The 19,983-nt window shown below is 72.6% G+C and carries 14 protein-coding genes; 7 read left to right on the top strand and 7 right to left on the bottom strand.

Features of this window, described 5'->3' with window-relative positions; genetic code table 11:
• Position 1: 1 nt before the first annotated feature.
• Together ACWGJB_RS22170 and ACWGJB_RS22175 are read right to left on the bottom strand one after the other, a co-directional pair.
• Positions 2–241, bottom strand: a complete 240-nt coding sequence (locus ACWGJB_RS22170) for a hypothetical protein (protein ID WP_360494007.1) — start codon at positions 239–241, stop codon at positions 2–4.
• 116 nt (positions 242–357) lie between these two features.
• The gene (locus ACWGJB_RS22175) at positions 358–3,471 is read right to left on the bottom strand and encodes a glycoside hydrolase family 2 TIM barrel-domain containing protein (RefSeq protein WP_453381846.1); all 3,114 of its coding nucleotides are present in this window, start codon (positions 3,469–3,471) and stop codon (positions 358–360) included.
• A gap of 272 nt (positions 3,472–3,743) precedes the next feature.
• Here ACWGJB_RS22175 and ACWGJB_RS22180 point away from each other — a divergent pair, with 272 nt between their 5' ends.
• Entirely contained in the window at positions 3,744–6,125 is a 2,382-nt protein-coding gene (locus ACWGJB_RS22180) for a SpoIIE family protein phosphatase (protein ID WP_453381847.1), read from the top strand.
• Here the strand turns inward: ACWGJB_RS22180 and helR are convergent.
• The 3 genes from helR to ACWGJB_RS22195 all read right to left on the bottom strand — a co-directional run bounded on the left by helR (position 6,122) and on the right by ACWGJB_RS22195 (position 10,550).
• Positions 6,122–8,296 (bottom strand): RNA polymerase recycling motor ATPase HelR, encoded by a 2,175-nt coding sequence (helR, locus tag ACWGJB_RS22185; RefSeq protein ID WP_453381848.1) that lies wholly within the window; start codon positions 8,294–8,296, stop codon positions 6,122–6,124. The genes ACWGJB_RS22180 and helR overlap by 4 nt on opposite strands.
• A gap of 285 nt (positions 8,297–8,581) precedes the next feature.
• On the bottom strand, positions 8,582–9,829 hold the full coding sequence (locus ACWGJB_RS22190; protein WP_453381849.1) for a glycosyltransferase: 1,248 nt from the start codon (positions 9,827–9,829) through the stop codon (positions 8,582–8,584).
• A gap of 172 nt (positions 9,830–10,001) precedes the next feature.
• On the bottom strand, positions 10,002–10,550 hold the full coding sequence (locus ACWGJB_RS22195; RefSeq protein ID WP_453381850.1) for an RNA polymerase sigma factor: 549 nt from the start codon (positions 10,548–10,550) through the stop codon (positions 10,002–10,004).
• Between the two features lie 46 nt (positions 10,551–10,596).
• Between ACWGJB_RS22195 and ACWGJB_RS22200 the strand changes: the two genes are divergently transcribed.
• From ACWGJB_RS22200 to ACWGJB_RS22220, 5 genes are all read left to right on the top strand, one after another.
• Positions 10,597–11,994 carry a serine/threonine-protein kinase gene (locus tag ACWGJB_RS22200; protein WP_453381851.1) on the top strand — a complete coding sequence of 466 codons (1,398 nt, stop codon included), beginning with the start codon at positions 10,597–10,599 and terminating at the stop codon, positions 11,992–11,994.
• Positions 11,995–12,120: 126 nt separating this feature from the next.
• Positions 12,121–12,834, top strand: coding sequence for a DUF4232 domain-containing protein (locus ACWGJB_RS22205; protein ID WP_453381852.1), 714 nt, complete (start codon positions 12,121–12,123; stop codon positions 12,832–12,834).
• Between the two features lie 221 nt (positions 12,835–13,055).
• The gene (locus ACWGJB_RS22210) at positions 13,056–14,306 is read left to right on the top strand and encodes a hypothetical protein (protein WP_453381853.1); all 1,251 of its coding nucleotides are present in this window, start codon (positions 13,056–13,058) and stop codon (positions 14,304–14,306) included.
• Between the two features lie 58 nt (positions 14,307–14,364).
• Positions 14,365–15,624, top strand: a complete 1,260-nt coding sequence (locus tag ACWGJB_RS22215) for an arsenic transporter (protein WP_453381957.1) — start codon at positions 14,365–14,367, stop codon at positions 15,622–15,624.
• A gap of 16 nt (positions 15,625–15,640) precedes the next feature.
• Complete coding sequence (locus ACWGJB_RS22220; protein ID WP_453381958.1) at positions 15,641–16,132, top strand: universal stress protein; 492 nt, start codon at positions 15,641–15,643, stop codon at positions 16,130–16,132.
• A 12-nt stretch (positions 16,133–16,144) separates the two neighbouring features.
• On the opposite strand, the gene ACWGJB_RS22225 is transcribed toward ACWGJB_RS22220, so the two are convergent.
• Positions 16,145–17,746 (bottom strand): ricin-type beta-trefoil lectin domain protein, encoded by a 1,602-nt coding sequence (locus ACWGJB_RS22225; protein WP_453381854.1) that lies wholly within the window; start codon positions 17,744–17,746, stop codon positions 16,145–16,147.
• 452 nt (positions 17,747–18,198) lie between these two features.
• Complete coding sequence (locus ACWGJB_RS22230; protein WP_453381855.1) at positions 18,199–19,095, bottom strand: helix-turn-helix domain-containing protein; 897 nt, start codon at positions 19,093–19,095, stop codon at positions 18,199–18,201.
• 69 nt (positions 19,096–19,164) lie between these two features.
• On the opposite strand from ACWGJB_RS22230, the gene ACWGJB_RS22235 reads away from it, so the two are divergent.
• Positions 19,165–19,944, top strand: a complete 780-nt coding sequence (locus ACWGJB_RS22235; protein WP_453381856.1) for a phytanoyl-CoA dioxygenase family protein — start codon at positions 19,165–19,167, stop codon at positions 19,942–19,944.
• Positions 19,945–19,983 lie beyond the last annotated feature (39 nt).

Genomic DNA, 19,983 nt, shown 5'->3' on the forward strand with positions numbered 1-19,983 from the left:
CTCAGGCGGCCTCGCCCTTCGCGGACGGCTCGTCGTCCGGGAAGGCGGCCGCGAACTCGGCGGCGTGCGCGGCGAAGAACCGGCGGAACTCCTCCGCCCCCTCCTGCAACGCCCGGTGCCGGGCGATGTCGGCGGCGGCCGCCTCACGGACGAGGGCTTTCATGGACGTACCGCGCTCCTTGGCTATCTGCCGCAGGTCCTCTAGCTCGCGGTCGCTGAACTCCACGTTGAGAGCTGGCATGCCCTTCACGGTACCGCGCGGGTACTCGCCCGTAAATACCCGCAGGTCAGAGCGGAATCCTGCGGTACCTCCGGGCGCGGCTCGGCGGCCGGACGTCCGCGCCGCGCCCGTCGGCGTCAGATGTCGAGCCTGCTGATCCGCAGCGCCCCCGAGGTCTCCCCCGGGTGGGCGCTGGTCAGGGTCAGCCGGAGCCGGGAGCCGTGTACCCGGGTGAAGGTGATGACCGTCGGGGCGTCCGAGGCGGTGGCCCAGTCCACCGTCGTACCCTCCACCGCCCGGTACGCCCCGCCGTCCCAGACCGCCACCTCGACCGACGCGGGCAGCGCATGGGTCGCGTCCACGGTGAAGGAGACGTCCGCCCGGTCGAAGGTGCGGGTGCGTCCGAAGTCCACCGACACCCAGTCCTCGGTGCGGGCGCCGCTGAACGCGGGCAGCAGGGCGGTGGCCGACTTGGCGAAGGCGTTGGACCAGCCGGTGGCCGCGTCGCCGTCCAGCATGGCGGCCGGGAGGGTGTCCGGACGGCCCGAGTAACTGGCGTCCGCGGAGGGATGGCCGGGCGGGGCCGGATGGTCCGGGCCGAAGTCGGGGGCGGGGGTGCGGGCCACCGAGCGGGCGGGCGTGGTGTGGACGGTCACGGTGCCCCTGCTCAGGCCGTCCACCCGCGCGGTCACCCTGAGGGCGCCCGGCTCCGTACCGGCGCGGACGATGGCGAGCGCCTTGCCGTGGAAGGCGGTCCGGGTGCTGGCCTGGTAGCGCTCGGCGCTCTCCTCGCGACCGTTGTCGAGCCCGGCGAGCGAGCCGCCGGAAACCGCGAAGGAGACGAGGTGCTCGGCGTCGGGCACCACCACACCGTGCGCGTCGACGATCTCGGCGGTCACGAAGACCAGTGACCGCCCGTCGGCGGCCAGGGACCTTCGGTCGGCGGTGAGGCGGACGGTGTGCGGGGCACCGGCGGTGCGCAGGACGTCGGTCGCGACCGCCTTGCCGTCGCGCCGGGCCACCGCCTTCAGCTCGCCCGGCCGGTAGGGCACTTTCCAGGTCAGGTGCAGTTTCCCCGCGCTGCCGTTCGGGCTGGTGTAACTGCCCGGGTAGGGGCCGGTGGTGAAGGTCTTGTCGTCGCCGGTGGCCTCGGTGGTCTCCAGGTAGGTACGGCCGTCCGTCGTCGTCTTGGTGTCGAACTCCCGCACCCCCAGGGACTTCCCGTTCAGGAACAGCTCGACGGCGGGCACGTTGGCGTACGCCCACACCTCGACCGTGTCGCCCGCCTCGTGGTTCCAGCTCATCGGCAGCAGATGCACCATGGGCTCGCTCACCCACTGGCTGCGGAAGAGGTGGTACATGTCCTTCGGGAAGCCGGCCGTGTCGACCGCGCCGAAGAAGGACGCCTTGACCGGGAACACGTTGTACGGCGTCGGCTCGCCGATGTAGTCGATGCCCGACCAGAGGAACTGGCCGGCGAACCACTTCCGGTCCCGGTCCTTCTTGTGGCCGTACTCGCCGCTCATCGTCCAGGAGGCCAGGTTGTTGTCGTACGACGAGGTCGCCCGCCGCCCGGGCGTGTGGTTCTCCCCCGTGTTGAGGTGTTCCGGCTCCTGGTACGCGCCGCGGGTCGAGGTCTCCGAGGAGGACTCGGACTCGAAGAGGAAGAGGTGCGGGTAGGCGGCGTGCAGCGCGTCCACCGACTTGGCGGTGTTGTAGTTGAGGCCGAGTCCGTCGAGCTTGGCGAGCATCAGGTCGGCGGCGGAGCCCTGCTTCGGCACCCCGCGGTACTTGTCGGAGCCGATCACCAGGGGGCGGGTGTCGTCGGCGGCTCTGACGGCGGCGATGATCCGGTCGGCCATGGTGAGGCCGGCGGTGGAGGTGGAGTCGGGGATCTCGTTGCCGATGGACCACAGCACGACGGCGGGTGAGTTGCGGGCCGCGAGGACCATCTCGGTGGCGTCGCTCTCGCACCACTCGTCGAAGAACCGGCCGTAGTCGTACTTGGTCTTGCCGGTCCGCCAGCAGTCGAAGGCCTCCACCATCATCACGATCCCCAGCTCCTCGCAGACCTCGATCATCTGCGGCGAGGGCGGGTTGTGCGAGGTGCGGAAGGCGTTGACACCCATCGACTTCATGATGGTCATCTGTCTGCGCACCGCGTCGGCGCTGATCGCCGCGCCGAGGGCGCCCTGGTCGTGGTGGAGGTCGACGCCCTTGATCTTGGTGTGCACGCCGTTGAGGGTGAAGCCCTCGTCGGGGTCGAAGCGGTAGCCGCGGACGCCGAAGACCGTGCGGTAGGTGTCGGTGGTGGTGCCGCCGACCCGGAGCTCGGTGTGCAGGGTGTAGCGGTGCGGGGTCTCGATGGACCACAACTTCGGTCGTACGACGGTCAGTTCATGGGTCTCGACGGTCTCACCGGGGCCGGAGCCGGATCCGGTGACGGTGACCGTGGAGGAGGTACGGGCGACCGTACGGCCGTCGGGGTCGACGATCCGGGAGACCACCGTGACGTCCGCGCCCGCTCCGGACTCGTCGACGACGGCGGTCCGCACCCGCACCACGGCCCGCTCGGCGGTGATGTCCGGTGTGGTGACGTACGTCCCCCAGCGCGCCACGTGCACGTGGTCGGTCACCACCAGGCGGGCCTCGCGGTAGATGCCGCTGCCCGAGTACCAGCGGCTGCTGGGCAGCTGGTTCTGCACCTTGACCGCGAGGACGTTCTCGGTGCTGCCGTCCGTGTGCAGCAGCCCGGTGAGGTCGAGGGCGAACCCGGTGTAGCCGTACGGGTGGCGTCCGACCTGGGTGCCGTTGCAGTAGACGTACGAGTCCATGTAGACGCCGTCGAACTCCACCGAGATCCGTTTGCCGGCGTAGCCGGGCGGCAGGGTGAAGGCGAGCCGGTACCAGCCGAGGCCGCCGGGGAAGAAGCCGGTGCCGCTGGTGGTGCCGTGCTCGGTGGTGGGGGTCTGCTCGATGCTCCAGTCGTGCGGTACGGCGACCTGGCGCCAGGCCGAGTCGTCGTACCCGGGGTCGGCGGCGTCCGCGTAGGCGCCCGTCGGGTCGGTGATCCCGCCCGGGTCGACCAGCGCGAACCGCCAGCCGTCCCGGAGGGCGACCGTGCGGCGGCCGGTGACCTGCGTGGCCGTATCCGGCTCCGGGACCGCCCAGGCGCCCGGGGCGCCCAGCAGGGCGCCGGCCGTCGGGGCTGCCGTGGCGGCTGCCAGAACCGATCTGCGAGTGACCGTCATGGTGCGGCTCTCCCTCATCAGGGCCCAGAACTACTCACAACTGATCGTGAACAAACAGATTCTGACGGTGTACCACTTGCGATAGTCAAGGGTCCGGAGGCGGTCGGCCCTGGCTTTCGTCCCGTCGACCGGTCCCCGTTCGGCTCCCCGGACAGGGGCCTGTCCTGCCCGAACGGCCGCCGGTGCCTGGCGGTCACGGGCGGTCCCGACGCACTAGGCTGAACACCTGTGGTGCACCTGTTGACTGTGAGTGTGCGCTTGGGAGTGGCGAGATGAGCCGGGTCTATCCGTTCGACGATGCGGCGACGGCCCGGGCTGTCATCGACGAGGACGGCACACTGGTCGAGTGGAACGAGGGCGCACGGCGGCTCCTCGGCCACCCGGCCGCCGAAGTCGTGGGCCGGCCCGCGGCGCTGCTGCTGGCCGGGGACCCGCCGCCCGTGCCCGTGGGCATCCGCTGGGACGGCACCCTCGAACTCCGGCACCGGGACGGCCGTACGGTCCCGGTCTGGCTGGTCGCCCACCACCGCACGGCACACGACGAGCGTGCCGGACGCTGGCTCGTCTTCTCCCCGGTGCCCGGTGGCACCCCACCCGCCCCGGACGATCCGCTGGCCACCGCCGCGCTGATCCAGTCGCCGTGCGCGATCGCGGTCTACGACGCGCAACTGCGGCTGCGCCGGGTGAACGACGCGATGGCCGAGGTCATCGGCCTGCCCGAGGAGCGGATCCAGGGGCTCAGGATCACCGAGATCGGCGGCAAGCCGCAGAGCGAGGAGCTGGAGCGGAACATGCTCCAGGTGCTGGACACGGGCCGCCCGCTGGACGTGCAGAGCTATATGCGTACCGGCGGCGAGGAGCGGGCACACGCCTGGCTGGCCCGGATGGCGCCGGTCACCGATGCCGCGGGACGCGTGCTGGGGGTGAGCCTGGCAGCGCACGACATCACCGAGAACTACCTGGCCAGGGAACGGCTCCAGCTGGTCAACGAGGCGAGCGTGCGCATCGGCACCACCCTGGACGTCACCCGTACGGCGCAGGAGCTGGCGGACGTCTGCGTGCCGGCCCTCGCCGACTTCGTCACCGTCGACCTGCTGGACCCGCCGGAGAACGGCGGCGACCTCCCGACCCGGCTGACGGTGCCGGTCACGCTGCGCCGTGTCGCGCACCAGTCCGTGCTGCCCGGCGTCCCCGAGGCGGTGCTCAAGCCCGGTCACAACGAGTCCTACCCGGCCTCCTCCCCGCAGGCCGACTCGCTGACCGCTGGACACACCATCGTGGCCCAGGTGGCGTCCGGCGAGATGACCCAGTGGCTGACCTGGCACAAGCTGCGCGGGGAGCGGGTGCGCGAGTTCGGCATCCACTCCTCGATGGCCGTGCCGATCCAGGCGCGCGGGACGACCCTGGGGGTCGCGGTGCTGACCCGCCACCGGCGGCCCGACCCGTTCGACCCGGACGACGTGCTGCTGGCCGAGGAGATCACCGCCCGGGCCGCCGTCTGCATCGACAACGCCCGCCGCTACTCCCGCGAGCGCGAGACCGCCCTGGCCCTGCAGCGCAGCCTGCTGCCCCGGACGCTGCCGCACACCGCGGCCCTGCAGGCCGCCTCCCGCTATCTGCCGGCCGCCCGGGCCGGGGTGGGCGGCGACTGGTTCGACGTGATCCCGCTGTCCGGGCTGCGGGTCGCCATGGTCGTCGGGGACGTCGTCGGCCACGGTGTGCAGGCCTCGGCGACCATGGGCCGGCTGCGCACCGCCGTACGCACCCTGGCCGACATCGACCTGGCTCCGGACGAGCTGCTCACCCACCTCGACGACCTGGTGGTCCGGCTGTCGGAGGAGCTGGGCGGCGAGGGCAGCCCCGGAGAGCTCGGCGCGACCTGTCTGTACGCCGTCTACGACCCGGTGTCCCGGCACTGCACCATGGCCCGCGCCGGTCATCCGCCCCCCGTCGTACTGCGCCCGGGTCACCGCCTCCACGAGGTGGACCTGCCCGCCGGTCCCCCGCTGGGCCTGGGCGGGCTGCCGTTCGAGTCCACCGAGATCGAACTGCCCGAGGGCACCGTGCTGGCCATGTTCACGGACGGGCTGATCGCCTCCCCGCACCGTGACCCGGACACCGGTCGCCGGCTCCTCCACGAGGCGCTGGCGGCGTACAGCGACTCGCTGGACGAGACCTGCGACCGGATCCTGCACGCCCTGCTGCCGTCGGGCGGCGCGGCCGACGACGTGGCCCTGCTGCTGGCCCGTACCCAGGGCCTGCCGCCGTCCCGGGTGGCGACCTGGGACGTCCCCGCCGACCCCGCCCTGGTCGCGCCGATCCGCAAGCAGGTGGTGGAGCAGCTGGACGTGTGGGACCTGACCATGGCCGCCTTCACGGCGGAGCTGGTGGTCAGCGAACTGGTCACCAACGCCATCCGCTACGGCGCCCGCCCCATCCGGCTCCGCCTGATCCACGACACGACCAGGCTGATCTGCGAGGTCTCCGACACCAGTCACACCGCCCCGCACCTGCGCCGGGCCAAGACCTGGGACGAGGGCGGCCGGGGCCTGCTGCTGGTGGCGCAGCTGACCCAGCGCTGGGGCACCCGGCACACCGGCGAGGGCAAGACGATCTGGGCCGAGCTGTCCCTGTTCCCGGAGGATCTTCCCTAGGGGGTGCTGGTCAGGACGACCAGCTGCCGGGTCGCCCGGGTCATGGCGACATAGCGGTCGACGGCGCCCTCGGCGCCCGTGCCGAAGTCCTCCGGGTCGACGAGGACGACCAGGTCGAATTCGAGCCCCTTCGACAGCTGCGGGGTGAGCGAGCGGACCCGGGGTGTCGCGGTGAAGGCGGGATCGCCGATCACGCAGGCGATGCCCTCGGCGTGCGCGGCGAGCCAGCCGTCGAGGATCGGGGCCAGCCGGTCGACGGATCCGTGGACGACGGGCAGGCCGCTGCCGCGGATCGAGGTCGGCACGTTGGCGTCGGGGAGCGCGGCCCGGATGACCGGCTCGGCCTCCGCCATGATCTCCTCGGGTGTGCGGTAGTTGATGCTGAGCGAGGCCAGGGTGATCCGGTCGAATCCGACCCGCTCCAGGCGTTCCCGCCACGACTCCGCGAACCCGTGCCTGGCCTGGGCACGGTCCCCGACGATGGTGAAGCTCCGGGACGGGCAGCGCAGCAACAGCATCTGCCATTCGGCGTCGGTCAGTTCCTGGGCCTCGTCGACGACGATGTGCGCGAACGGGCCGGCCAGAAGGTCCGGGGCGAGGGTGAGCAGTTCGGACTCGTCGACCAGGCTGACCTTGGCGTCCTCGCCGCGCAGCATCCGCACCAGGCCCTCGCCGTCGTCCCCGTCGGCGCCGGAGTCGACGGCGGCCCCGATCAGGTTGTCGACGACCTGTGCCATGCGCTCGCGCTGGGCGGCGAGCGCGGCCTCCTGCCGCTGCCTGCGCCGGGCCGCCGCCGGGTCGCCGAGCCGCTGCCGGGCCGCGTCCAGGAGCGGCAGGTCGGACACGGTCCAGGCCTGGGCGTCGGCGCGCTGGAGCAGCCGTACGTCGTCGCGGTCGAGCCAGGGGGCGCACATCCGCAGATAGGCGGGCACCGACCACAGGTCGCCGACCAGGTCACCGGCCTCCAGCAGCGGCCAGGCGCCGTTCAGGGTGTCGGTCAGCTCCCTGTCCTGCTGGAGCGACCTACGGAACCGCTCGGGCGGGACGTCGTCGCCGGTGTGCTTGTCCAGCAGGATGGTCGCGAGTTCCTCCCAGATCTGCTCACGGCCCTCGTTGTGCGGTGTGCCCGGCCCCGGTGCCCGGAACGCGTCGGCCCAGTCGTCGGCGCTCAGCCACAGGTCGCCCCAGTCGGTGGCGACCGTCATGCCCGTGGCGGGCGGCTCCTCGTAGAAACGGACGGCCGTCTCGATCGCCCGCACCATGTCCGCGGACGACTTCAGGCGGGCCACCTCCGGGTCGGCCTCGGGCGTCGCCGCGGCTCCCTCGTCGACGAGGTCGGCCAGGACGCAGGTCTGGACGCCCTCCTCGCCGAGGCTGGGCAGCACGTCGGAGACGTAGTTCAGGTAGGGCCGGTGCGGGCCGACGAACAGGACACCGCCCCGCCGGTGGCCGAGGCGCGGGTCGGAGTACAGGAGGTGGGCGGTGCGGTGCAGGGCGACGACGGTCTTGCCGGTACCCGGGCCGCCGTCGACGACGAGGGCGCCGCGGGATCCGGCGCGGATGATCGCGTCCTGGTCGGCCTGGATGGTGGCGAGCACGTCCCGCATCCGCTCCGACCGGTCGGCGCCGAGGCTCGCGATGAACGCTGACTGGTCGTCGAGCGCGGCATGCCCTTCGAGCCCGTCGGCGGTGAACACCTCGTCCCAGTAGTCGCTGATCCGGCCGTCCGTCCAGCGGTATCTGCGGCGGCTGCGCAGCCCCATCGGGCCGGCGTGGGTCGCCGCGAAGAACGGCTCGGCCGCGGGTGACCGCCAGTCGAGCAGCAGCCGGCGGCCCTCGCTGTCGGTGAGGCCCAGCCGGCCGATGTACACGGGCTCGGGGTGGTCCGCGCCCACGACGCGCCCCAGGCACAGGTCCAGGCCGAAACGGCGCAGGGTGCGCAGCCGTCCGGTCAGCCGGTGGACCTCGATGTCCCGGTCCATCGCGGCCCGGCCGGTGCCGCCCGGCGCCTTGAGTTCGGTGTCGAGCCGGTCGGAAAGTTCGGCGATCGTCTCGTCGAGACACCGCGCGATGGCAACGAAGTGCCGCTCGTCGTCGGCGATCAGGGCCGGGTCGGCCTTGGCGGACGACTGCTCGGGGAGATCGAAGACACGGGTGGTCAGGGGGTTCACTGCATCAGCTCCATTGGGGTGCCGGGCGCGACGGCGGATACGGCCGGCTCCGCTTCCTCGCGGAGTGCCGGGCTCGGCGACAGGCGGGGGCGGTTCTGGATCTTCGAGGGACTGGGGCGCGCCCGCTGGTGCGGGCGGCTCCACTTCGTTCCGGAGTGCCGGGCTCGGCGACAGGCGGGGGCGGTTCTGGTTTCTTGCCGTTCGTGCGGAGACGGGCGGTGCCTCCCGGCCGGCCCCGTCCGGAGGTGCCGGGCGCCGGTGTGGGCGGCTCTGCTTCCCCACGGTTCACACGGAGGCGGGCGGCGACTCCCTGTCGGCCGCGTCGTCCCCGTCGTCCCCGTCGAGCAGGAGGCGCGCGGCGACCGTCGCGCCGTCGGTGCGGATGTCGGCGGCCACGGCGGCCGCCCGGGCTCGGGTCCCGGGGGCGAGGGCGGTCGTGAGCGCGGCGGAGAGGGAGTCGGTGGTCGGGGTCGGGCCGTCGTGGGCCGCGCCGATGCCCAGCTCGGCCACCCGGGCGGCCCAGTGCGGCTGGTCCACGATCTGCGGGACGATCACCTGGGGCACGCCGGCCAGGGCGGCGGTCGTCGTGGTGCCCGCGCCGCCGTGGTGGACGACGGCGGCCACCCGGCGGAACAGCGCCTGGTGGTTGACCTCGCCGATCGCGAGGCAGTCGGCCCGGCGGTCGACCGGGGCGAGGTCGGCCCAGCCGCGCCCGACGAGCACCCGGCGGCCCTGGGCGCGCACCGCCTCGACGGCCGTCCGGGCGGCGTCCGGCGCGCCGCGCATCGCCATGCTGCCGAAGCCGACGTACACCGGCGGCTCACCGGCCGCCAGGAAGGCCGCCAACTCGTCCGGCAGCGGGCGTTCGTCCGGCAGCAGCCACGCGCCCGTCTGCACCAGGTCGAAGTCCGTCAGGTCCTGCCACGGTCCCAGGACCGGGTCCGCCGCCAGCCACGGCCGGCCGGTGAGGACGTGGGCGCGGACGTCGTCCACCGGAGGCAGCCCGATCGCCGCCCGATGGGTGTTCAGGGCCTCGCCGTACAGCGCGTCCACCCGCTCGGCGTCCACCTTCCACAGCGTCCGCAGGTCGGCGTCGGGCGGGGCCGGGCGGCCCGGCCGGGCGGCCGGCGGGAAGTGCGAGGACGGCATCCCGAACGGATGGGGGCACGCGAACACGTACCGGATGCCCAGCTTCTCGGTCACGGACCGCACGCCGGCCGGCATCAGGCCGCTCGCCACCACCGCGTCGCACCCCTCGGCCGCCGCGGCGACCGCGTCGAAGTGCGCGGCGACCAGCTCGGCGGCGAGCCGGAACGCGTCCGACGGCTGCGGATTCGGCCTGGTCACCACCGAGCGCACCGACGGCCCGAACGGCACATACGTGACGCCCGCCCGGGCCAGCAGGTCCGCGAACTCCTGGTCCGGCGGGGCACACACCCGTACCTCGGCGCCGAGTTCCCGCAGCGCCAGCCCGAGTCCCGCCATCGGTTCCACGTCCCCGCGCGACCCGTATCCCATCAACAACACACGCACGTGGTGAATCCCCCAAATACCGCTGGTTCTGGCTTCGGCCTGCGATTTTGCGGGACGAGGGGGGCCTTGCCGCAAGCCCCCCTGTGCGCTATAAGTTGAGAGTGGCGAGGAGCGACTGAACTCCTTGCCCTATTTTTTTGCCGGTCCCGTCACGGCGCGCCTGCCGGTTCCGTCACGGCGCGCTCAGCCAGGGCCGGACCTGCTTGCGCGCCTCGTGCAGCCGCGACTTCAGCGTCCCCAGCGGAATCCCCACCCGTTCGGCGACCTCGGCGTAGTCCAGCTGGCAGATGTCCCGGTATACCAGCGGCGCGACCAGCTGCGGATGCTCCCGCTCCAGCCGGTCCAGCGCCTCCAGCAGATCGATCCGGGAACCGGCGATCACGCTGGTGGTGCGTGGATCGACGTGCTCGGCCGGTTCGATGTCCGCCGGCTGCTCCGCCGACCGCCGCTTCAGGTCCCGGTACTTCTGCCGGGAGCAGTTGGCGACGACCGTGTACAGCCAGGTGCTGAAGCGGCTGCGGCCCTCGAAGGTGGAGATCTTCCGGGAGATCTGGAGCAGCACGTCCTGGGCCGCCTCCTCGGCATCTTCCCGGCACGGCAGAAACCGTCCGCAGCGTCGTACGACGTCGGGCCAGACCTCGGTCAGCAGCTGGTTCAGGGCCAGCTGGTCGCCGGCGGCGGCCCGCCGGGCGAGGTCTTCGGTCAGCGCGGCGTCCGGCACGGGAGGTCCCCCTCGAAGTCGATCTCAGGCCAGGCATGATAGTCGTATGCAACCCCTGGAGCGGATCGGCCGCTATCGCCTCGAACGGCGCCTGGGCACCGGTGCCTTCGGGACGGTCTGGCTCGCCCACGACGACCAGCTGGACGCCTCGGTGGCGGTGAAGGTGCTCGCCGACAACTGGTCCCACCGTCTCGACATCCACGACCGCTTCCTGTCCGAGGCGCGGCTGCTGCGCCGGGCCGACTCGAAGCGGGTGGTGCAGGTCTACGACATCGGCGAACTCCCGGACGGGCGGCCGTACTTCGTGATGGAGTACGCCGACGCGGGCACCCTCGCCGACCTGCTCGGGGCGGGCCCGCTGCCGATCCCCGACGCACTGCTGCTGACCGCGCTGGCGGCACGCGGCGCGGCGGACCTGCACGGGGCCGGGATCGTGCACCGGGACATCAAGCCGACCAACGTGCTGCTGCGCACCGCGCAGGACGGCACCCGGCGGGTGCTGCTGGCCGACCTGGGGCTGGCGAAGAGCCTGGCGCAGGCGTCGGGGCTGACCCTGGCGGCCGGTTCGGCGGGTTATCAGCCGCCGGAGCAGGCCCAGCCCGGGGAGGGCATCGACGCGCGTGCCGACGTGTACGCGCTGGGTGCGGTGGGCTACGAACTGGTCACCGGCACGGTACCGGGGGCGCCCGGGCAGGTCGTCCGGCCGGAGCGGTTGCGGCCGGACCTCGGGGACGACGTCCAGCGGGCGCTGATGCGGGCTCTGGAGCCGGACCGGCAGCGGCGCTGGCCGTCCGCGCAGGCCTTCGCGGACGAGCTGGACCGGCTGGCGGCGGCCGCGGCGGCACGCCGGCCGCGGCGCCTGGACGGCGTCCGCAGACGGCTCAACGTCATCACGCTGACGGTCGCCGCGCTCCTCGCGGCCGGAGGTACGGCCCTCGCGGTCACGCTGGTCGACCGGAACGGCTCGGCGGGCGACGAGACGAAGGTCGCCGACTCCACCGGACGGGTGGTGGCCGAGGTGCCGTCCGGGTGGGCGGGCGAACTGCGGAACTCCGGCTGGAATCCGAAGGCGCTGGGGCTGGCCTCGGGGCACGAGCCCGGGCTGGAGGTCGCCGACGACGTGTCGGAGTGGCAGGACCTCACCACGGCGGTGAACGGCGTGTTCATCGGCCTGAGCGAGCACGGCGACGTGACGGCCAAGGTGAACGCCCTGTCCCATGCGCAGTGCCACTACGACGGCAGCCGTGCCTTCACGAGCAGCACCTGGAAGGGCCGGGTCCGGACCTGGAGCGACTGTTCCGGCGCCGGCGGCTCGATCCAGGAGGCGGCCCTCGCCCCGGCCGGCGGGGACGACCAGCCCCAGGTGTATGTGCAGGTACGGCAGAAGGGAGCCGCCGACAAAACCGCCACTGACGGCATACTTCGGTCGATCCGGGTCACCTGACTCGGCGAATCACGGCGTGCCCCCGAACTTTTCCGCCGTTTCTCGCATCGGATGGGAGTGACGGCGCACGGAGCGCCTCGGGCACGCCTCGCAGCGTGCCGCGAACATCCAGGAGTGTGGAGAGACATGGCGCACACGTCCCAGTCCTTGCGGCGCGGGGCGGCCCTGCTCGCGAGCACGGTCGCCGCCCTGGGCCTCCTGACCGCCTGCGGCAACGGCAGCCCGGGCAAGTCGCCGGAGTCGGTGTCGGGCACGGCCGCGCCCGCGACCGGCGACTCGGCGGGTTCGAGCGCGTCGGACAGCGGCTCCGCGCCGTCCGGCACGGGGTCCTCGTCCGCGTCCCAGAACACCGGCTCGTCGACAGGTGGCGGCTCCTCGACGGGCGGCGGCACGACTACCGCCGGCACCGCGTCCAGCAGCCGCTGTCACACCTCCGAGCTGACCGCCTCGGTGGGCGGCAACGACCCGGGGGCCGGCCAGGAGAACTTCCCGATCGTGTTCACCAACAAGTCGGGCCGCACCTGCACGGTCCGCGGCTTCCCCGGCGCCGCCTTCGTGAACGCCGCCGGCACCCAGCTCGGTCCCGACCCGAAGAGGGAGACCTCCGCCAGCACCCCCACGACGGTCACCCTCAAGCCCGGCCAGAGCGCCTGGGCCGGGCTGACCTTCTCCAACCCGGAGATCAGCGGCGCCAAGACGGCGACGCCGGCCGCGCTGGAGGTCACCCCGCCGGACGAGCGTGACTCGCTGAAGGTCACCTGGAAGGGCGGCACGGTCCCGGTGTCCGGGAACTCCTCCTCGGTACGGCTGACCGTGCTCAGCGCCGGTTCCGGTGCCTGACCTGCCGAAACGCCGGCCGCCCCGGGCCTGATCCCCCACACCCGGACCCCGCTGCCCACTCCCCCGGGCAGCGGGGTTCGTCATGTCCGGGCCACGACTGTCACAGGCGTGCAACACGCGTCCCCGGCTCCGATCTTTTTCGCCGGTCCGCCCATCGAACCCGTCGACCACACAGGAAGAAGGCCCCGCGAGGGGCCGGGACGACGGAATCGGGGACGGACATGAGCGGCATCTCCCGCAGGCGGATCCTGACGGCGGGCGCGACGGCGGGCGCCCTGGGTGCACTGGGCGCGGTGTCGGGGTGCTCGAACGGCGAGTGGACGGTGGGCGGCAGCTCCGCCGACAGCGGCAAGAGCAGCGGCGTACCGACCAAGCCGCTGAAGCTCATCGGGGACGGTTCCACCGCCGACACCGGCGCCCAGCCGCACCAGCCGAAGGCGACGCGCCTGGCGGCCGGCGCCAAGCCGCCGCAGTTCGTGGTGTTCTCCTGGGACGGCGCCGGCGAGCTCAGCAACCAGCTGTTCTCCCGGTTCCGCAGGGTCGCCGCCGACCACGGCGCGAAGATGACGTTCTTCCTGTCCGGCATCTACACGCTGCCGGAGTCCAAGAAGGACCTCTACCGGCCGCCGCAGCACGAGGTCGGCGCCTCCGCGATCGGCTACCTCTCCGACCGGCACATCCACAACACGCTCCAGCAGGTGCGCGCCGCCTGGCTGGAGGGCCACGAGATCGGCACCCACTTCAACGGGCACTTCTGCGGCAGCGACGGCGTGCGCAACTGGTCCCCGGCCGAGTGGCGCAGCGAGATCGACCAGGCGATCGACTTCGTCACCAAGTGGAAGACCAACACCGGCTTCACCGACCTGGACCCGCTGCCCTTCGACTACCACAAGGAGCTGATCGGCGGCCGTACCCCGTGCCTGGAGGGCCAGACCAACCTGCTGCCCACGGCGGCCGCGCTCGGCTGGAAGTACGACGCCAGCTCCCCCGGCGGTCTGCAGATCTGGCCGGGCAAGGTGCAGGGCAACCGCATCTGGGACTTCCCGCTGCAGTCCATACCGTTCTCCGGGCACTCCTTCCAGGTCCTGTCGATGGACTACAACATGATGTACAACCAGTCGGCCGGCAACCCGCTGGGCGACAAGTCCCAGTACGACGCCTGGCGCACCCAGGCCCGCGACACCTACCTGGCGGGCTTCGAGCGGGCGTACTCCACCAACCGGGCGCCGTTCTTCATCGGCAACCACTTCGAGCGCTGGAACGGCGGCATCTACATGGACGCCGTCGAGGAGGCGATCGGCAAGATGGCCGAGTACGACGACGTACGCTTCGTCTCCTTCAAGCAGCTGGTGGCGTGGCTGGAGGCGCAGGACCCGGCGGTGCTGCGCACCCTGCGCACCCTGAACCCGGGGCAGGAGCCGACGGGCGGCTGGGGGGAGTTCCTCGGCGCGGCGGGTACCCCGTCCTCGTAAGCGGGTCCGTCTGCTTTCATGGGCGGGCCGCACCTGATCACGCCCCGAGGAACGCGCCCTGAACACCCCGCTCGCCGAGACCCTGTCCGTCCTGCTGCTCGCCGCCGTCCTCGCCTGGGCCGTGATCCGGCCCCGCGGCTGGCCGGAGGCGGTGCTCGCCGTACCCGCGGCGGGGGTGGTGATCGCCACCGGGGCGATCTCGCTGGACCATGCCCGGGAGGAGGCCGAACGGCTCGGCCCCGTCGTCGGTTTCCTCGCCGCCGTCCTGGTGCTCGCCCACTTCTGCGATGTGGAGGGGCTGTTCCAGGCCTGCGGGGCGTGGATGGCCCGCTGGGCGGGCGGGCGGCCGGTGCGGCTGCTGACCGCGGTGTTCGCGCTGGCCTCGGTGATCACCGCCGTACTGAGCCTGGACGCGACGGTGGTGCTGCTGACGCCGGTGGTGTTCGCGACGGCGGCCCGGTCCGGGGTGCGGGCCAAGCCGCACGTCTACGCGTGCACGCATCTGTCGAACACCGCCTCGCTGCTGCTGCCGGTGTCCAATCTGACGAACCTGCTGGCGTTCGCGGCGAGCGGGCTGAGCTTCACCCGGTTCGCGGCGCTGATGGTGCTGCCCTGGCTGGTGGCGATCGGCGCCGAGTACCTGGTGTTCCGGCGGTTCTTCGCCCGGGACCTGTCCTCGGCGGCCCCGGGGGCGAAGGACACCGGCGAGCCGCCCCGGCTGCCGCTGTTCGCGGTGGTGACGGTGGCCTGCACACTCGCCGGGTTCGTGGTCACCTCCGCCCTCGGGATCGACCCCGCGTGGGCCGCGTTCGCCGGCGCGCTGGTGCTCGCCGGGCGGGCGCTGGTACGGCGGCAGGCGACCGGGCTGTCGGTCGTGAAGGCGGCCGCTCCGGCGTTCCTGGCGTTCGTGCTCGCGCTCGGGATCGTGGTGCGGGCGGTCGTCGACAACGGGCTGTCCGACACGCTCGGGCATGTCCTGCCCGGCGGGACGGGGCTGCCGGCCCTGCTCGGCATCGCCGCCCTGGCCGCCGTACTGGCGAATGTCGTCAACAACCTGCCGGCGGTGCTGGTGCTGCTGCCGCTGGCCGCGCAGACCGGGCCGGCCGCGGTGCTGGCGGTGCTGCTCGGGGTGAACATCGGCCCCAACCTCACCTACGCCGGTTCACTGGCGACACTGCTGTGGCGCAGGATCGTGCACCAGCACGATCACGGGGTGGACCTCGGGGAGTTCACCCGGCTGGGGCTGCTTGCCGTGCCGACTGCGCTGGCCGGTGCGGTGGTGGCACTGTGGGGGGCGCTCCAGGTGGTCGGGATCTAGACGGGAGGCCATGGACATGCGGGTGATCGTCTGGCTGGTCGAGGGGACCTGGCCCGCCTGTGTGGACGCGGCGCGTGGCTACACGCGGGACGCGTCCGAGGTGGTGCTGCTGCACGTGACCGAGCCGGGGGTGGCCGGGCTGGCGCACGGCGCCTTCGCGGGGCTGCTGGGCCGGGCGGGTTCGGAACCGGACCCGGAACAGCGACTGGTGGAGCTCGGCGGCACGTCGGCGGCGGTACTGCTGGAAGCGGCCGAGGCACGGCTGGGGCGGCCGTGCACCCCGCTGGAGCGGGCCGGGCGCGTCGAACGGGAGGTGGTGGCCGCCGCCGAGGGCGCCGGCCTGCTGATCGTGGCCCGGGACGGCGACCGGTCCCGGCTGGGGCCGCACAGCCTGGGCAAGGCGGCGCGGTTCGCCGTCGACCACGCGCCCTGCCCGGTGCTGCTGGTGTGGCCGGAGGGGGCGCCGGACCTGACGACGATGCCGCCCCCGCCTCCGCACCACCCCTGAGCCCGGACCGGCTCAGTGGCCGTGATGACCACCGCCGCCGCCATAGCCGCCGGAGCCCCAGCCGTCGCCGTACTGGCCACCGCCGTAGCAGTAGCCCGGGTACTCCTCGCACGGGTTGTAGCCGGGGGCACTGCTCGACGGTGTGGGCTGCGCTGTCGTCCGCGACGCCGACGGGGTGGGCGTCGGCGCGGGAGTCTTCGCGGCCTTGGTCGTGGCGGAGGCCGAGCACGGGGCGAGCTGGACGGAGTAGCCGAGGTGCGAGTCGAGGCACAGGCCGGGGTCGGCGCCGTTGCGCAGCAGCCCGTCGTTCTCGTACGTCCACTGCTGGCCGGCGGCCGAGGAGCACTCGGCGAGTTCGGTCTCCGCGCCCTTGGCGGGCTTCTTGCCGACCACGCCGATGCACAGGCCGGAGGCGATGTTGTGCAGGCGTCCGCGCAGGGTGCCCTGGGTGGTCTGGCTGGTGCCGATCCAGGACGGGCCCGAGCTGGCGGTGCCGGTGCCGGGCGTGGCGGAGGGCTTGCCGGAGGCGGCCGACCCGGAGCCGTCGCCGGAGCCGAGCACCGACCACAGCACCAGCGGCAGCACGACCAGCCCGCTCACTGTGCCCACGGCCACGGCGAGGTTGCGGCGGCGCACCCGTCGGGCGGCCCGCTGCTTGGCGCGACGGGAGAGGGCGGGATGCACCACCAGGTCCTTGCCCGACGCGGCCGTAGCCGGTCCGAAGGCCTCGCCGCCCGCGGGGCGGCCGTCGGGCGTGGCCTGCTGCTCGGCGGGCTGCCCGTTGAGGCCGGCCCGCGACTCCAGATAGGCACGGGCGCCCCAGCCGAGCACGGCCTCGGCCAGGGCGAGGCCGAGCCCGCGGCCGCCGTTGAACTGGTGGAGCTGGTCGGCGGTGTACCGGCAGTGGATGCAGCCGTTGAGGTGCTGCTGGAGGTCACGGTCGACACCGACGCCGCCGCGCCGGAAGGTCACGTCGATCATCCGGACGTACCGCTGGCACTCGTCCTCGTGCGCGAGTTCGCGGTGCACCTGGAGGCACTCCTCGCGCAGCCGCTCGCGGGCCCGGCGCAGTTCGACCCGCGTGTCCTGCTCGTCGAGGCCCAGCAGCCCGGCGGGTGTCGACAGCGGCTCCGACTCGACCTCGGTGTGCCACAGCACGGCCCGCGAGGACTGGGTCAGGCGCTGGAAGGCGCGGGAGAGCAACCGCCGGTTGGCGGGCGGGAGCAGCCGGGAGGCGGCCCGCTCCCCCTTGCCGACGCGGAGTTCGGGATGCAGCAGTTCGCCGCGGCCGTCGTTGTCCCATTCGGCGGCGATACGGCGGACGGTGACAAGGAGTTGGGGACGCCAGGCGGCGGTGGGGCCGGTCTGACGGAGGGATTCACCGAAAAGCCGGGTGAATGCGGCGGTGGTGAGCATTCCCGCGCCGCGGGTCCCGTCGGTGCACAGACGGGCATAGGTGAAGGCCGCTTCCCAGTGCCGGTCGAGGAGTTCACCGACGGGGTGCAGCGCGGGGGCGGCGCCCGTCCAATGCTTGAGCTCGGCGCTGAGCTGCTCGTCGGTGACGTCGAACGGCCGGTCGGGGGTAGGGGAATTCCCCAGGCCTGCGTCATTCACGGCGGCATTCCTTCCAGACGCAACGCGGAATCTGGCCCATACCAGCTGGTATGCGACCGGTACACGACCCGGCCGATGCCATGATCGGATGGGCCTGTTGGAGGTTCGGCGCTCGAACGTCCGCCGTCGGCAGCTCTTTTGAAGCGTGGGGGGCGAACGGGAGCGGCCTCGCGCATGCGGGGAAAACAATTCTCCGTATGCCGACACGGCACACCTTTGCACAGGCCAGCAGGGCAGAACAAGGGACCTCAGGGTTTTGCGTATTGCCCGGAGCCGGCGCTAATTTGACGAATCGTCAATGAGCGCGTTCGCGGTTTGTCGTTGTATCGACATCGCAATTGGCACGAGGATTCGGGTCGGACCACCACGACCTCCGCACCAACCATTGAACCATGGCCCGACCTGCGCGGGCCGCCCAGCCGACGGCGTCCGTGAACCAATAACCGCGAGTATTAAGGACGTTCACCGGAACGGTAGGCGCCGGGCGGGACACCGTATCTTTCGCGGAAAACCCGGTTGAAATGGAACGGGCTGGGAAATCCGGACGCGGCCGCGATCCGCGCGACGGTCAGGTCGGTGCTCTCCAGCAGTCGGGCGGCGTGTCGCAGCCGCGCCTCGCGCAACGCGCGCATCGGGGGCACGCCGGTCTGCCGGGCGAAGAGGTGGGCGAACCGGGACGGCGAGAGCGCGACACCCGCGGCGAGCGAGTCGACGGTGTGCGGGGCGCCGGGGTCGGCGGCGATCAACTCCTCGGCGCGGCGCACGCGTCCGTCCCCGGCGTCCGGCCCCGGCGGCGCCCGGTGCGCGCCGGCCGTCGCGAGCAGGACCACCTCCTCCAGCGCGCACAGCGCGAGTTCACCTGCCGCGCTGCCGTAGGCGACGGCGACTGTCGCTTCGCCGGGCGCCGCCGCGGGCGGCGCGCCGCTGCCGGTCCAGCGGGAGTCGGCCAGCAGGCGGTGGAACGCGGCCTCGATCCGGGCGTGCGTGCCGTCCGGGGCACCAACGGCGTACACGCCCTCGCCCACGGCGCACGGGCCCAGCCACTGCGCCCAGCCGGGGCGGGCCTGGCAGTGCGTCCACCAGAACCGCCAGCGGCTCGCGCCGGGCCCGACCGTGTAGTGGTGCGGGACTCCGGGGGCGAGGACGACCAGGTCGCCGGGGCGGGCCCGGGCCTGTGCGGTCCCCTGCCGGAGCAGGCCGAGGCCGTCCGTGGTCCAGGTGAACAGCCAACTGCCTGATCCCTGTGGACGGTTGATCCGGTAGCCGGGGCCCTGGTCGTAGTGGCCGGTGACGACCGTGCCCGGCGGCGGGGCCGGGACAGCGGTCCCGGGCAATCCCTCAGCGGTCATGGACATCCTCTCCGCGGACGCGTCGGCCTAGCGTGACAGGCCCAGGGCACCGGACCGAGGAGCGCGGGCATGACCGTCACGGGCATCGACACCACCATGGTGCGGCAGTTCGAGGAGGACGGGTTCACCGTCGTACGAGGGTTGTTCGGGTACGACGAGATCGACCGGTTGTGCGCGGAGTTCGCGGCGCTGCACGCGGCGGGGCGGCCCGTGCCGGGCCACTTCCAGCCGGGGCCGACGGCGGATCCGCTGCACCGGTATCCCCGCGTCATGCAGCCGCACGAGATCAGCGCGCTCGCCCGGCGGTTCCTGCTGGACGCGCGGCTGCGGGTGATCCTGGAGGGGCTGTTCGGCGAGGAGGTACTGGCCGCGCAGAGCATGTTCTACTTCAAGCCGCCGGGGGCCCGGGGGCAGGCGCTGCACCAGGACAACTTCTATCTGCGGGTGGAGCCGGGGACGTGCGTCGCCGCTTGGGTCGCCTGCGAGGAGATCGGCCGGGAGAACGGCGGCCTTGAGGTGGTGCCGGGGACGCATCGGATGGAGCTCTTCTGCCCCGAGGAGTCCGATGCGGAGCTGTCGTTCGCGCGAGAGTACGTGGCACCGCCAGAGGGGCTGGTGGCGGTGCCGGTCGATATGGGGCCGGGGGATGTGCTGTTCTTCAACGGGAGTCTGGTGCACGGGTCGCAGCCGAATCGCTCCGCCGGGCGGTTCCGGCGGTCGTTCATCGGGCATTACGTGGGGCGGTCGGCGGTGCGGATCGGGGAGTACTACCGGACGTTGACCATGGGTGGGGAAAGGGTTCCTCTGCTGGAGAGTGAGGGGGCGGGTCCTTGCGGGACTGAGCGGTAGTCGCTCGAGCGCGGGTGGGTGGGGGCTTGTCGCGCCCAC

The organism is Streptomyces sp. NPDC054813 (assembly GCF_053611365.1).

Bases quoted from the DNA above. Each gene is read 5' to 3' on its own strand.
- ACWGJB_RS22170 (WP_360494007.1), bottom strand. From the start codon at position 241: ATGCCAGCTCTCAACGTGGAGTTCAGCGACCGCGAGCTAGAGGACCTG.
- ACWGJB_RS22180 (WP_453381847.1), top strand. From the start codon at position 3,744: ATGAGCCGGGTCTATCCGTTCGACGATGCGGCGACGGCCCGGGCTGTC.
- ACWGJB_RS22230 (WP_453381855.1), bottom strand. From the start codon at position 19,095: ATGACCGCTGAGGGATTGCCCGGGACCGCTGTCCCGGCCCCGCCGCCG.
- ACWGJB_RS22235 (WP_453381856.1), top strand. From the start codon at position 19,165: ATGACCGTCACGGGCATCGACACCACCATGGTGCGGCAGTTCGAGGAG.
- ACWGJB_RS22205 (WP_453381852.1), top strand. From the start codon at position 12,121: ATGGCGCACACGTCCCAGTCCTTGCGGCGCGGGGCGGCCCTGCTCGCG.
- ACWGJB_RS22210 (WP_453381853.1), top strand. From the start codon at position 13,056: ATGAGCGGCATCTCCCGCAGGCGGATCCTGACGGCGGGCGCGACGGCG.
- ACWGJB_RS22175 (WP_453381846.1), bottom strand. From the start codon at position 3,471: ATGACGGTCACTCGCAGATCGGTTCTGGCAGCCGCCACGGCAGCCCCG.
- ACWGJB_RS22220 (WP_453381958.1), top strand. From the start codon at position 15,641: ATGCGGGTGATCGTCTGGCTGGTCGAGGGGACCTGGCCCGCCTGTGTG.
- ACWGJB_RS22200 (WP_453381851.1), top strand. From the start codon at position 10,597: ATGCAACCCCTGGAGCGGATCGGCCGCTATCGCCTCGAACGGCGCCTG.